A 13,671-nucleotide genomic window follows, 5' to 3' on the forward strand; every position below is an offset into this window, starting at 1 on the left:
ATTGAAACGGTCGCGACTCACGTCGCTCCTACCGCTGGAACCCTTACAACTGCGATTCAATCGGCAGCCACTCCAGCACCTTGACCGTGCCGCGACGCCACAGGCCCACGCCCGGCTCGTGGTCCCACACCCGTGGCGGGGTCACCGAACCATCGTCCCAGCGCAGTTCGCCGTCGGCCAGCCGCAGCCGGTAGCTGTGCGCGGGCGCGGCCTTGTCGCGGTAGCGCCGGGCCAGTTCGGCGGCGGTGCCGGCATCCTCGAAGAACACGCCCATCTCGGTGTTGAGGCTGACCGAGCGCGGATCCAGGTTGAACGAGCCGACGAACCCCGAGGTGTCGTCGACGACGAATGCCTTGGTATGCAGGCTGGCGCCGCTGGAGCCGAACAGGCTGCTGTCCTCGGGTGCGCCGCGCGGCATCAATTCGTGCAACTGCACGCCTTCGCGCAACAGGGGCACCCGGTACGGTGCATAACCGCTGTGCACGGCGGTCACGTCGGTGGCCGCCAGCGAATTGGTCAGCACGCCGACTTCGACGCCGCGCCGGCGCAGTCCACGCAGCCAGTCCACGCCATCGCGCCCAGGCACGAAATACGGCGAAATCAGCCAGACCCGCTCGCGCGCGCGGGAAATGGCCGGTACCAGCTGGTGGATCAACCAACCGTCGCTGCCGTCACCTGCGCCCTTGGCCGGCGGATCCGACTGGACCCGCGTCACCTCGGGCCAGTGCAGCGGCATCTGCCCCTCGACGAAGGCGCGCACGCCGGGAGCGCGCTCCACCCGCTTCAGGTAGGGCGCCGCGCGGCGCGATCGCTGCGCCTTGTCCACCTCCGCGCGCAGTTCGGCCAGCGCGTTCCGGTCCTCGCGTGCCAGCGCGCGCAGCGGAATCACCGAACCGCTGTTCCAGAAGGCATCGAAGATCGCCTCGGTCTGCTGCACCGCCGGCCCCAGCAGGGCGGCATCGAGATCGAGGAAATTGGTGTCGGTGGCGGCGTCGAAATATTCGTCGCCGATGTTGCGCCCGCCCACCACCGCGATGCGGCCATCGGCAATCCAGGCCTTGTTGTGCATGCGCCGGTTCAGGCTGACGCCACGCAGCAGCATCTCCATGCCGCGGCCGAGGAAACCGGCGCGGTTGCGCGATGGGTTGAACATCCGCACTTCGATGTTCGGATGCTGGTCCAGCGCCACCAGCAGGGAGTCGCGGCCATGCGCATTCATGTCGTCCAGCAGCAGGCGCACGCGCACGCCGCGGTCGGCCGCCCGCAGCAGTTCCCGATCCAGCAGTTGCCCGGTCAGGTCGTCGTGCCAGATGTAGTACTGCAGATCCAGGCTGCGCCCGGCTGCCTGCGCGGTCAGCGCGCGGATCGCGAAAGCGTCCAGGTTGTCGGACACCAGGCCCAGGCCACTGCGCCGCGGGTGGGCGTCGGTCAACGGACCGATCGCGCGATCCAGCGCGGTGGCATCCGCGGCAATCGCCAGTGCGTGCGAGGGCGGCCCCTGCACGCGCGCGGCGAAACGGCCGTAGCTGTAGAGCGAGACCAGGCTGGCGATGACCAGCGTCAGCAGGATCAGGCCCAGCAGGCGGAACTTGCGTGCCATACGTGTTTTCCGTGGAGGCAGGGCCCGATTCTAGCCGGCGGGCCGTGCGGCCCGGTGAGGATGCCTGCGGTATCCTGCGCCGTCTTCCGGAGGCCACCCCGATGCAATCGATGACCCGCCTGTCCTTCCTCCTGCTCGCCGCGGTGATCCTGCTGGCCGGCTGCGCGACGCCGCGCGCGGGCCAGGACGCGGAGGCATTGACCTTCGTGGTGGTGAGGCATGCCGAGAAGGCGACCGACGATCCCGAGGATCCCCGCCTGACCGAAACCGGCCGGCAACGCGCGCAGCGGCTGGCCGGCTTGCTGGCCGACGCGCCGGTGGTCGCGGTCTATGCCACCGAGTTCAGGCGCACCCGCGAAACCGGCCAGCCCACCGCGGACGCCCATCATGTTGCGGTCTCGGCGTATTTCTCGCGCGGCCCTGCCACCGAGAGCGCCGCACGCTGGCGCCGCGATCATGATCACGGCACCGTGGTGATCGTCGGCCACAGCAATACCGTGCCGGATCTGGTGGCTGCCTTGTCCGGACAGGCCGCCGCGCCGATGCCGGAAACCGAATACGACCGCGTGACCCGCATCCGTTTCGACGCCAATGGCCGCGCCCACGTGGACGTCAGCCGCTACTGAACGCGTATCCGCTCGTGCACATGTCCGTCCGGCAGGTTCGGCTAACCTGACCCGATGAATGAGTCCACATCGGTGTTCGGCGCCTGGGACGGCAGCGTCCGGGGTGCGCGCCAGCTGCAGGCGGAACTGGCCCGGCAGGTCCGGCTCCAGGATGATTTCGACCCGCCGCGCCACCTGGCCGGTTTCGATGTCGGCTTCGAGGACGAGGGCCGGATCACCCGCGCGGCGGTCGTGCTGCTGGATGCTCGGGAGATGACGCCGCTGGAAACCCACGTCGCCCGCGTGCCGACCTCGATGCCCTACGTGCCCGGCCTGCTCAGCTTCCGCGAACTGCCCGCCCTGCTGGCCGCGCTGGCGCTGTTGCGGCAGGCGCCGGATCTGGTGATGGTCGACGGCCAGGGCATCGCCCATCCGCGCCGGCTGGGCATCGCCGCACATTTCGGCGTGGCCACCGGCTTGCCCAGCATCGGCGTGGCGAAGAAACCGCTATGCGGCCGTTTCGATGCGCCCGGCGAGCAACCCGGGGATCGCACCCCGCTGATCGACAAGGGCCAGCAGATCGGCTGGGCACTGCGCAGCAAGGCGCGCTGCCTGCCCCTGATCGTCTCGCCCGGACACCGGGTCTCGATGGCCGGTGCCATCGACTGGACCCTGCACTGCCTGCGCGGCTATCGCCTGCCCGAACCCACCCGCCTGGCCGATCGGCTCGCCTCGCGGCGCGGCGAGGTTCGTTGACCTCAGCGCGCCTCGCGACAATTCCCCTGCTCGCAGATGATCACCAGCTTCTTGTTGCCCCAGCAGGAAGCCGTATACAGGTTTCGTCCCACCTCGTTGCCGAGCAACTGGAATCCCGTCGCGCAGTTGCGTGCCTGTGCCATCGCCCTGGCGGCCGGCGTCGGGTCGCCCGTATAGGGAAATCCGCTCTCCGGGACATCCCCGGACGTGCTGGCGGTCGGCTCCTTCGTCGCCGCCGGCCGCTCCGGTTGCTCATCGAGCACCGCCGAGGGCGCCGCCATGTCGACGGAAACATTCGCCGGTTGGGCTGGCCGGGCCGCCACCGTCGATGCGCCGTTCCGGTAGTCAGCAAACAGCTCGTCGATGACGGGATTCATCTTGGTTTCCACTCCCTGCCACTTGGTCAGCGAGAACCCGCCCTTGCCACGCAGATGATATTGCGCCGACGCAAGCTGGCGTCCATTGCGTTCGATGCGCAGTTCGGCATGGGAGAGATAGGTGCCGAGATCCCAGGATCGCAGCGCCGTATAGGTGAGGACGAATTCGCAATGCACCGGCTTCTGTCCCTCGTACATTTCCGAGGAAAGTCCATTGCGCTCAATCCCGTCACGCAGCACCTCGACGAATCCGGGTACGGTTACGCGCGGATTGTCCTGGATGCACAGGTGCCGCATCCCGGTGGCAGGATCGGCACGCTTGACCTGTACGGACGTGCAGCCGGACAACACGATGCAGGCAACCGCCAGCATGCCAGGCAGGTTCTTTCCCTTCATTGCTCACTCCCCGAGTGGTGGTTCCTTCCAAGCCGACGGTCCCCCGCCGCCGGTGTGCCAGCATAGGTCGGTACGGGCCACATGGGAACAGGATCATCCATGCCGCATGACGAACCGTTGCAACAACGTCCCGCTCCATCCCGCGGGTCTGTGCCATGCTGCGCGCAGCCACCCGGAGGACGCCATGACCACCATCATTTCCCCTCGTACCCATGACCTGGGCGGATTCCAGGTCCGCCGCGCGGTGCCGAGCCTGCAGGCGCGCAGCGTCGGTCCGTTCGTGTTCGTCGATCACATGGGACCGGCGACCTTCGACGAGGGCCGTGGCGTGGACGTGCGTCCGCATCCGCACATCGGCCTGGCCACGGTGACCTTCCTGTGGAGCGGCGCGATCAACCACAAGGACACGCTGGGCTCGGAGCAGGTCATCCTGCCCGGCGACGTCAACTGGATGACCGCCGGCCGCGGCATCGCCCATTCCGAGCGGACGCCCGCCGACGTGCGCGCGCATCCGCACCCGCTGCATGGCATGCAGACCTGGGTGGCGCTGCCGAAGGCGTACGAGGAAGTCGCGCCGGAGTTCCACCACCACAAGGCCGACACCCTGCCCCAGCGGCGCCATGACGGCACCTGGCTGCGGGTGATCGCCGGCCGCGCCTATGGTGAAGAGTCGCCGGTGCGGGTGTTCGCCGACACCTTCAACGTGGCGCTGGATCTGGAGCCGGACGCCGAGCACGCGATCGGCGGCGGTCACGTGGAGCGTGCGCTGTACATCCTGGAAGGCGATGCGCAACTCGACGGCGCCGACATTCCCGACAAGCACCTGGTGCTGCTGGATCCCGGCACCCGCCCGGTGCTGCGCGCGAAAACCCCGGTGAGGGCCCTGCTGCTGGGGGGCGAACCGCTGGATGCGCACCGGCACATGTGGTGGAACTTCGTCTCCAGTTCCAAGGAGCGGATCGAGCAGGCCAAGGACGATTGGCGCGAAGGGCGGTTCGGCCGGATCGCGGGCGAGACCGAGTTCATTCCCTTGCCCGATCATTAATCAAGAGTGATGGTTGTCACACTTTTTTGAGTCACTCAAGGCATACTTGTGCCGCACCCGGGCAATTCTCGCCCCGCGTGCGGCCCGTCGGACGACGGTTCCATCCATTCCTTGGGGGATTACAGATGAGTCTTGGAAAGAAACTCGCGGCGGAGTTCCTGGGTACTTTCTGGCTGGTGCTGGGCGGCTGCGGCAGCGCGGTGCTGGCGGCCAAGTTCGGCGGTGACGCCAATCCATTGGGTATCGGCTTTCTCGGCGTGGCCCTGGCCTTCGGCCTGACCGTGCTGACCGGCGCCTACGCGTTCGGCCACATTTCCGGTGGTCATTTCAATCCGGCGGTGAGTTTCGGCCTGTGGGCCGGCGGGCGTTTCTCCATCAAGGAACTGGTGCCCTATATCGTCGCCCAGGTGCTGGGCGGTGCCGCGGCGGGCTTCATCCTGTTGCAGATCGCCAGTGGCGCCAGCGGTTTCGCCATCGATCCCAACGCGGCCGGCGCGTTCGCCAGCAATGGCTACGGGGCGATGTCGCCGGGTGGCTATTCGGTGGCGGCGGCGTTCCTGGCCGAAGTCGTGCTGACCGCGTTCTTCCTGATCGTCATCATGGGTTCCACCCATGGCCGCGCGCCGGCCGGGTTCGCGCCGATCGCGATTGGCCTGGCGCTCACCCTGATCCACCTGATCAGCATCCCGGTGACCAACACGTCGGTGAATCCGGCCCGCTCCACCGCCGTGGCGCTGTTCGCCGGCCCGACCGCGCTCAGCCAGCTGTGGCTGTTCTGGCTGGCGCCGATCCTCGGCGGCCTGCTGGGCGGCGTGATCTACAAGGCGATTGGCAAGGATTGACCTCGCCGCGTGCGTTCGCGAAAAAGCCGGGCATTGCCCGGCTTTTTTGTTCCTGCCGCTTCCCCGTAGGAGCGACGTCAGTCGCGACCGTATCGGTGGATGTCCAAGGGCCAATGAGGCGTCGTACCGGTCGCGGATGGTCGCGACTCACGTCGCTCCTACAAAGGGGGTACGGATGGTTCAGAACCGCCCTTCCTGGAAATCGACGAAGGCCTGGATGATTTCCTGCTTGCTGTTCATCACGAAGGGGCCGTGCCGCACCACCGGTTCGCGCAGCGGACGACCGGCGACCAGAATCGCGCGGACCGGCTGCTGGCCGGCGCGCAGGCTCAGGCCGCTGCCGCCGCCGAGCACGGCCAGTTCATGGGTCTCCAGCGCGCGGGCGTCCTCCCCTTCGCCGACGATCAGCGCACCCTCGAAGGCATAGATGAAGGCGTTGTGGCCTTCCGGCAGCACGTAGTCCCACGCCTTGCCCGCATCCAGCGCGATGTCAAGGTAGACCGGATCGGTGGCCGGTTGGGAAATCGGGCCGGTTACCTCACCGACCTGGCCGGCGATCACCTTGATGCCCACGCCCACCGCGGGCGAGGCGACGGGAATGCGTTCCGGGGCGAATTCCTGGTATTTGGGCTCGGTCATCTTGTCGCGCGCCGGCAGGTTCACCCACAGCTGGAAGCCGCGCATGCGCCCGGATTCCTGCTCCGGCATTTCCGAATGCACCAGGCCGCGACCGGCGGTCATCCACTGCACCGAACCCGGTGTCAGCAGGCCTTCGTTGCCGTGGTTGTCCCGATGGCGCATGCGGCCGTCGAGCATGTAGGTGACGGTCTCGAAGCCACGATGCGGATGCTCGGGGAAACCGGCGATGTAGTCCTCGGCGCGATCGGTGCCGAACTCGTCCAGCAGCAGGAACGGATCCAGATCCGGCAGGTCCGGGCCGCCGATCACGCGGGTCAGCTTGACGCCGGCGCCGTCGGACGTGGCGCGGCCACGCACCTTGCGGATGACGCGGGCGGGTTGGATATCGACGGGTGTGTTCATGGCAACCTCCTGGGCAATGCCCGGAAGATGGCAGCGCGGCGCCGCTTTCGGAATGGCGGCGCCCGTAACCATCTGTTCCAGCCATGGCTCCATGGGAACCACGGCCGGCGGATACCCGCGCCCGGACTCAGGCGATGTAGACCGACTTGATGTTCATGAACTCGTGGATGCCATGTTCGGCCAGCTCGCGGCCGAAGCCCGAACGTTTGGTGCCGCCGAACGGCAGGCGCACGTCGCTGCGCACGATCGCGTTGACGAACGCGGCACCCACCTGCAACTGCCGGGCGACCCGATCACCGCGCTCGGGATTGCCGCTCCATACACTGCCGCCCAGGCCGAAACTGGTGTCGTTGGCGACCCGGATCGCCTCGGCCTCGTCGCGCACGCGCAGGATGCTGGCCACCGGACCGAACAGCTCCTCGCTGTAGGCCGGCATGCCGGGCGCGACGTTGTCCAGGATCGACGCCGGATAACCCGCGTGCGAAGCGTCCGGTTCGCAGCCCAGCAGCGGCCGCGCGCCCCGGACGACGCTGGCCTGCACCTGCCGGTGCAGTTCGTCGCGCAGATCCCGCCGCGCCATGGGCGCCAGCGTGGTCGCATCGTCCGCGGGGTCGCCGAGCTTCAATCCGGCGGCCGCCTCGGCGAAGCGCTGCACGAACCGGTCGGCGATCGCCTCGACCACGATGAAACGCTTGGCGGCGATGCAGGTCTGTCCCGCGTTGCCATAGCGCGAGGCGATCGCGCCGGCCACGGCCTTGTCCAGGTCCGCATCCTCCAGCACCACGAAGGCGTCGCTGCCACCCAGTTCCATCACGCACTTCTTGAGCTGCTGGCCGGCGTTGCCGGCCACCGAACGGCCGGCGCGTTCGCTGCCGGTGAGGGTGACCGCGGCGATGCGCGGATCCCGGATGACCCCGGCGGCCTGGTCGTTGTCGATATGCAGCACGCCGAACACCCCGGCCGGAATCCCGGCGTCGCGCAGCACCTCGGCGATGACGTCGGCGCAACGCGGCACGTTGGCGGCATGCTTGAGCACGGCGACGTTGCCGGCCATCAGCGCCGGCGCGAGGAAGCGGAACACCTGCCAGATCGGGAAGTTCCAGGGCATCACCGCGAACACGCAGCCAATCGGCTCGTAGCGCACGTAGCTGCGGCGGCCGTCGGTGGCGATCGGTTCGTCCTTCAGGTAGTCGCCGGCGTGGTCGGCGTAGTACTCGCAGGCGCCGGCGCATTTGTCCACTTCGGCCAGGGCTTCCCGGCGCAGCTTGCCCATCTCGGCGGTCATAATCCGCTGGATGTCGTCGCGGCGCGCGCGCAGGCCGGCGCCCACCCGCCGCAGCAGTTCGCCGCGCTCGCCCAGCGGACGCGCGGACCAGGCGCGGAACGCCGGCTGCGAGGCCGCCAGCACGGACTCGACCGCGGCGGCGTCCATCAGGGTCTGGGAATGTTCGACCTGGCCGGTCGCGGGATTGACGGTATCTACTTTCATGGCGATCTCGTGATGCGCGTGCAGGCGTCCATTCTGGCGCCCGCCGCGTTAGCGCCGGGTGGGCCCGGTCAGCCGTTCTCCTGCAGCGCCAGCTGCATGTCGCGCTGGCGGCGCTTTTCCTCGCGGTACATCAGCCACCAGCCGACCAGCGCGGCCAGCGAGACGATCGCGATCATCAGCGTGGCCAGGGCGTTGATCTTCGGACTCAGGCCCAGCCGCACCGAGGAGAACACCTTCATCGGCAACGTGGTCGAACTGGGGCCGGCGACGAAACTGGCGATCACCACGTCGTCCAGCGACAGGGTGAAGGCCAGCAGCCAGCCGGACACCAGCGCCGGCATGATGATCGGCAGGGTGATCAGGAAGAACACCTTCAGCCGGTTGGCGCCCAGGTCCATCGCCGCCTCTTCCAGCGACTTGTCCAGTTCCGACAGGCGCGAGGAAATGACCACGGTGACGAACGAGACGGTCAGGGTGACGTGGGCAATCCAGATCGCGATCACGCCCTTGGACGGCAGGCCCAGCAGTTGGCCCATCGAGACCAGCATCAGCAGGATCGACAGGCCGATGATCACTTCCGGCATCACCAGCGGCGCAGTGATCAGCGCGCCGAACACGGTCTTGCCATGGAACCGGCGCATCCGGGTCATCACCAGTGCCGCCAGCGTGCCCAGCACCACCGCCGCGCTGGCGGTCCAGAACGCGATCTTCAGGCTGATCCAGGCCGCTTCCAGCATCTGCGCGTCGCGGAACAGTTCGCCGTACCACTTCACCGAGAAACCGGACCATACCGTGGCCAGGCGCGACTCGTTGAACGAGTACACCATCAGGATCAGGATCGGCAGGTACAGGAAGGCGAAGCCGAAACCCAGCACCAGCCAGGTCAGGCTGCGTTGGCGCAGGCGGCTCATGTCAGCCTCCCTTCCAGCTCGCGCTGCTGCACCCGGTTGAAGATCAGGATCGGTATCATCAACAGGATCAGCATGACGATCGCCACCGCCGACGCCGCCGGCCAGTCGCGGTTGTTGAAGAACTCGTTCCACAGCACCCGGCCGATCATCAGCGTGTCCGGTCCGCCGAGCAGTTCGGGAATCACGAACTCGCCCACCGCCGGGATCATCACCAGCATGCAGCCGGCGATGATGCCCGCGCGCGATAGTGGCAGGGTGATGGTGAAGAACGCCTTCCACGGCTTGGCGCCCAGGTCGTAGGCCGCCTCCAGCAGGCGCTGGTCGTGCTTGACCAGGTTGGTGTAGAGCGGCAGCACCATGAACGGCAGGTAGGCGTAGACGATGCCGATGTAGGCCGCCATCGGGGTGTACAGGATCTGCAGCGGCTCGCCGATGACGCCCAGCTTCATCAGCAGGTTGTTGAGCAGGCCGTTGTTCTTGAGGATGCCGATCCAGGCGTAGATGCGGATCAGGAACGAAGTCCAGGACGGCAGCACCACCAGCATCATTGCGATGTTGCGGGTGGATGGCGGCAAGCGCGCGATCACGTAGGCGATGGGATAGCCGATCAGCAGCGCGAAGAAGGTGGAGATGGCCGCGATCTGGATCGAGCTCAGGTAGGCCTGCACGTACTGGGAATCGGTGAACAGCGCCGCGTAGTTGCCCAGGTTGAGCTTGAGCGTCAGCGCCTCGTCCACGTACTCCAGGATCGGCGTGTACGGCGGCATCGCGATGGCGAGCTTGGAGAACGAAATCTTCAGCACGATCAGGAACGGGATCGCGAAGAACAGCAGCAGCCAGAGATAGGGAACCGAGATCACCGCCCAACGCGGACCCGGCGTGGCTTTCCTGAGCAGGTCCCGGAGCTTCATGAGGTCAGCACCACGCCGTCGTTGTCGCCCCACCACACCCAGACCTCGTCGTTCCAGGTCAGGCCTTCGCTGGCCCAGCGCTGCACGTTGGCGAAGTTGGCCATGAACTTGTAACCGCCGGGCAGGCGCACGTGGTAGACCGAATGGCTGCCGAAGTACGCGATGTCCTCGATCACGCCCTTGGCCTTGTTGTACTCCTGCGCCGGCTCCTCCTTGCCGATGCCGAGTTTCTCAGGGCGCACCGCGAACGAGACTTCCTGGCCCTCGAAGCCGGAGATGCCGTGGCCCACGTAGACCGCCACCGGCAGCTGCGGGCTGCGGATGGTGACGTAGTCCGATTCGTCCTCCTCGATCACGCCATCGATCAGGTTGACCGAGCCGATGAACTCGGCGGCGAAGCGGCTGGTCGGTTGTTCGTAGATTTCGTCCGGCGTGCCGACCTGGCGGATCCAGCCCTGGTCCATCAGGGCGATGCGGGTGGCCATGGTCATGGCCTCTTCCTGGTCGTGGGTGACCATCACGCAGGTCACGCCGGATTTTTCGATGATGTTGACCAGTTCCAACTGCATCTGCGAGCGCAGCTTCTTGTCCAGCGCGCCCATCGGTTCGTCCAGCAGCAGCAGTTTCGGCCCCTTGGCCAGCGAACGCGCCAGCGCCACGCGCTGCTGCTGCCCGCCGGACAACTGGTGCGGCTTGCGCTTGGCCAGCTTGCCCAGTTGCACCAGCGCCAGCATCTCCTCCACCCGCTTCCCGATCGCGTCCCTGGACAGGCCGTCCTGCTTCAGGCCGAAGGCGATGTTCTGCTCCACGGTCATGTGCGGGAACAGCGCGTAGGACTGGAACATCATGTTGAGCGGCCGCTCGTAGGGCGGCAGGTCGTTCAGCAGTTGCCCGTCCAGGTAGATCTTGCCGGCGGTGGGTTTCTCGAAGCCGGCCAGGCAGCGCAGCAAGGTGGACTTGCCGCTGCCCGAGCCGCCCAGCAGGGCGAAGATCTCACCCTTGCGGATGGTCAGGTTGGTGTCGTCCACGGCGACGAAACCGTCGAACTCCTTGCGCACGTCGACGATGCGCAGGTAAGCATCGGCGCCGGCCTTGGCATTGGTGGCGTTCGTGGTGTCCTTGCCGTTGCCGGGAGGTGGGTTGTCAGCCGCCATCGGGTTCCCCTGTGCGGCGCCGCGCGGGCGGCGCCTGGCTTCTTTGGAAAATGGTGTGGAGGCGATCCGGAGCGGGCGCCGGCGCCCGCCCCTTCGCGCGGATTACTTGCCGGTCTTCAGTTCCGTCCAGATCCGGGTGTACTGGCGATCCACTTCCGGCGGCAGGATGGCGAAGGTGAACAGCTTGGCCTCGACTTCCGGCGGCGGATACACGGTCGGATCGTCGACGATGGCCTTGTCCATCAGCGCCTTGGCCTTGGGAATGGCGTTGGGGTAATGGATGAAGTTGGAATTGTTGGCCATCACCTGCGGATCCAGCAGGTAATTGATGAAGGCATAGGCGTTGTCGACGTGCTTGGCGTCCTTGGGAATGGCCAGCATGTCGAACCACTGCGGCGCGCCCTCCTTCGGGATCGCATAGGCGATCTTGACCCCGTTGCCGGCTTCCTCGGCGCGATCGCGCGCCTGGATGATGTCGCCGGACCAACCCACCACCAGGCAGGTGTCGCCATTGGCCATCGCGTCGATGTACTGCGAGGAATGGAAGTTGGTGATGTAGGGGCGCACCGACTTCAGCAGCGCCGCCGCCTTCTCGATGACCTTGGGGTCGAAGCTGTTGGGATCCTCGCCCAGGTAGTTCAGCGCCATCGGGATGACCTCCGACGGGGTATCCAGCAGTGTCACGCCGCAGTCCTTCAGCTTGGACACGTTCTCCGGCTTGAACACGATGTCCAGGCTGCTGGCGATGTCGGTGTTGCCGAACGCGGCCTTGACCTTGTCGATGTTGTAGCCGATGCCGGTGGTGCCCCACATGTACGGGATGGCGTACCGGTTGCCCGGGTCCTGCCGCTCGATGCGTTTCATCAGGTCCGGATCGAGGTTGGCGTAGTTGGGAATCTTGCTCTTGTCCAGCGGCATGAACACGCCGGCCTGGATCTGCCGGCCGAGGAAGTTCAGGGTCGGCACCACGATGTCGTAACCGCTGGAACCGGCCAGCAATTTGGTCTCGACCACTTCGTTGCTGTCGAACACATCGTAGGTGACCTTGATCCCGCTCTGCTTCTCGAAGTTCGGGATGGTGTCCTCGGCGATGTAGTCCGACCAGTTGTAGACGTTCACTTCCTTGGCCCCGTCGGCCTTGGCGGCGCCGGCCGCGCCCTTGTCGGTATCGGACTTGCCCCCGCAGGCGGCCAGGGTGGTACAGAGGAGGACAGCGGTGACCAGGATTCGCAGTTTCATCAAGCTCTCTCCAGAGTTGCGCCAGGCATGGCAGTGATGAGTGGTGCGTTCTTGCATCTCGATTGCAGGCATCCCGGAGGCGTGCCCTGTTCCCGGCCGGGACCTGGGTCCCGGCCTCCCCCCCAAAGACCAGGGCCGCGCGTGGCGGCCCTGCTCCGGTTACTTGCCCGTCTTCAACTCCGTCCAGATCCGGGTGTACTGGCGGTCCACTTCCGGCGGCAGCACCGCGAAGGTGAACAGTTTGGCGTCGACCTCCGCCGGCGGATAGATGGTCGGATCGTTGGCGATCGACGGTTCGACCTGCGGCCGGGAAGCCGGCACCGCGTTCGGATAGGTCACGAAATTGGTGTTCGCCGCCGCCACCTTCGGATCCAGCATGTTGTTGATGAAGGCATAGGCGTTCTCGACGTGCTTGGCGTCCTTGGGGATGGCCATCATGTCGAACCACTGCGGCGCGCCTTCCTTCGGAATCGAATAGCCGATGTGCACGCCGTTGTCCGCCTCGTCGGCGCGGTCACGCGCCTGGATGACGTCACCCGACCAGCCCACCACCAGGCACACGTCGCCGTTGGCCAGATCGTTGATGTAGGACGAGGAATGGAAGTTGCGGATGTACGGGCGGATGCCCTTGAGCAGTGCGGCGGCCTTGTCGATGACCTTGGGATCGAAGCTGTGCGGGTCCTCGCCCAGGTAGTTCAGCGCGATCGGGATCAGTTCCGACGGGGTGTCCAGCACGGTCACGCCGCAGTCCTTGAGCTTGGACAGGTTTTCCGGCTTGAACACCAGGTCCCAGCTGCCGGTGACGTCGGTGTTGCCGAACGCGGCCTTGACCTTGTCGACGTTGTAGCCGATGCCGCTGGTACCCCACAGGTACGGCACCGCGTACTGATTGCCCGGATCCTGCAGGGCGATGCGCTCCAGCAGCTTGGGGTCGACGTTCTTGAGGTTCGGGATCTTCGACTTGTCCAGCGGCAGGAACACGCCGGCCTGGATCTGCCGGCCGAGGAAGCTCAGCGAAGGCACCACCACGTCGTAGCCGCTGGAGCCGGCCAGCAGCTTGGTCTCGACCATCTCGTCACTGTCGAAGACGTCGTAGGTGACCTTGATCCCGGTCTGCTTCTCGAAGTTCGGGATGGTGTCCTCGGCGATGTAGTCCGACCAGTTGTAGACGTTGACGACCTTCTCGTCGGCCGCCTTGGCCGCTTTCTTTTCCTCGGCGCCCCCACAGGCCGCCAGGGCACCGGTCACGGCCAGCGCAATCGTCAATGCTCGGAACTTCATGGGGCTTCTCCTGGAAGCAGAAAG

At 66.4% G+C, this 13,671-nt stretch carries 13 protein-coding genes; 4 read left to right on the top strand and 9 right to left on the bottom strand.

Translation table 11 applies throughout. The features are described from left to right. Nucleotides 1-43 precede the first annotated feature (43 nt). Nucleotides 44-1,600: a phospholipase D family protein gene (locus AC3DE2_RS14645; RefSeq protein WP_295376577.1), complete on the bottom strand. Its 1,557-nt coding sequence runs from the start codon at nt 1,598-1,600 to the stop codon at nt 44-46. A gap of 101 nt (nt 1,601-1,701) precedes the next feature. On the opposite strand from AC3DE2_RS14645, the gene AC3DE2_RS14650 reads away from it, so the two are divergent. Next, on the top strand, nt 1,702-2,226 hold the full coding sequence (locus AC3DE2_RS14650) for a SixA phosphatase family protein (protein ID WP_488426800.1): 525 nt from the start codon (nt 1,702-1,704) through the stop codon (nt 2,224-2,226). Nucleotides 2,227-2,280: 54 nt separating this feature from the next. After that, nucleotides 2,281-2,961, top strand: a complete 681-nt coding sequence (nfi, locus tag AC3DE2_RS14655; RefSeq protein ID WP_295376581.1) for a deoxyribonuclease V — start codon at nt 2,281-2,283, stop codon at nt 2,959-2,961. Nucleotides 2,962-2,963: 2 nt separating this feature from the next. Here the strand turns inward: nfi and AC3DE2_RS14660 are convergent, their stop codons facing one another. Then, nucleotides 2,964-3,734, bottom strand: coding sequence for an Sbal_3080 family lipoprotein (locus AC3DE2_RS14660; RefSeq protein WP_488426801.1), 771 nt, complete (start codon nt 3,732-3,734; stop codon nt 2,964-2,966). A gap of 184 nt (nt 3,735-3,918) precedes the next feature. On the opposite strand from AC3DE2_RS14660, the gene AC3DE2_RS14665 reads away from it, so the two are divergent. Together AC3DE2_RS14665 and aqpZ are read left to right on the top strand one after the other, a co-directional pair. After that, complete coding sequence (locus AC3DE2_RS14665; RefSeq protein WP_488426802.1) at nt 3,919-4,779, top strand: pirin family protein; 861 nt, start codon at nt 3,919-3,921, stop codon at nt 4,777-4,779. A 125-nt stretch (nt 4,780-4,904) separates the two neighbouring features. Continuing rightward, nucleotides 4,905-5,621 carry an aquaporin Z gene (gene aqpZ, locus AC3DE2_RS14670; protein WP_488426803.1) on the top strand — a complete coding sequence of 239 codons (717 nt, stop codon included), beginning with the start codon at nt 4,905-4,907 and terminating at the stop codon, nt 5,619-5,621. 180 nt (nt 5,622-5,801) lie between these two features. Here aqpZ and AC3DE2_RS14675 read toward each other — a convergent pair whose 3' ends face one another. From AC3DE2_RS14675 to AC3DE2_RS14705, 7 genes are all read right to left on the bottom strand, one after another. Further along, nucleotides 5,802-6,662 carry a pirin family protein gene (locus AC3DE2_RS14675; RefSeq protein ID WP_488426805.1) on the bottom strand — a complete coding sequence of 287 codons (861 nt, stop codon included), beginning with the start codon at nt 6,660-6,662 and terminating at the stop codon, nt 5,802-5,804. Nucleotides 6,663-6,789: 127 nt separating this feature from the next. Continuing rightward, entirely contained in the window at nt 6,790-8,151 is a 1,362-nt protein-coding gene (locus AC3DE2_RS14680; protein ID WP_488426807.1) for an NAD-dependent succinate-semialdehyde dehydrogenase, read from the bottom strand. 68 nt (nt 8,152-8,219) lie between these two features. Further along, complete coding sequence (locus tag AC3DE2_RS14685; RefSeq protein WP_295376592.1) at nt 8,220-9,062, bottom strand: ABC transporter permease subunit; 843 nt, start codon at nt 9,060-9,062, stop codon at nt 8,220-8,222. Then, complete coding sequence (locus AC3DE2_RS14690) at nt 9,059-9,973, bottom strand: ABC transporter permease subunit (protein WP_488426809.1); 915 nt, start codon at nt 9,971-9,973, stop codon at nt 9,059-9,061. Before AC3DE2_RS14690 ends, AC3DE2_RS14685 begins: the two co-directional genes overlap by 4 nt. Continuing rightward, the gene (locus tag AC3DE2_RS14695; RefSeq protein WP_488426811.1) at nt 9,970-11,127 is read right to left on the bottom strand and encodes an ABC transporter ATP-binding protein; all 1,158 of its coding nucleotides are present in this window, start codon (nt 11,125-11,127) and stop codon (nt 9,970-9,972) included. Before AC3DE2_RS14695 ends, AC3DE2_RS14690 begins: the two co-directional genes overlap by 4 nt. Nucleotides 11,128-11,229: 102 nt before the next feature. Beyond that, nucleotides 11,230-12,366 carry a polyamine ABC transporter substrate-binding protein gene (locus AC3DE2_RS14700; protein ID WP_488426812.1) on the bottom strand — a complete coding sequence of 379 codons (1,137 nt, stop codon included), beginning with the start codon at nt 12,364-12,366 and terminating at the stop codon, nt 11,230-11,232. Between the two features lie 159 nt (nt 12,367-12,525). Then, the gene (locus tag AC3DE2_RS14705; RefSeq protein ID WP_488426814.1) at nt 12,526-13,647 is read right to left on the bottom strand and encodes a polyamine ABC transporter substrate-binding protein; all 1,122 of its coding nucleotides are present in this window, start codon (nt 13,645-13,647) and stop codon (nt 12,526-12,528) included. Nucleotides 13,648-13,671: the final 24 nt, after the last annotated feature.

Source organism: Pseudoxanthomonas sp. 68-E7 (assembly GCF_057773145.1).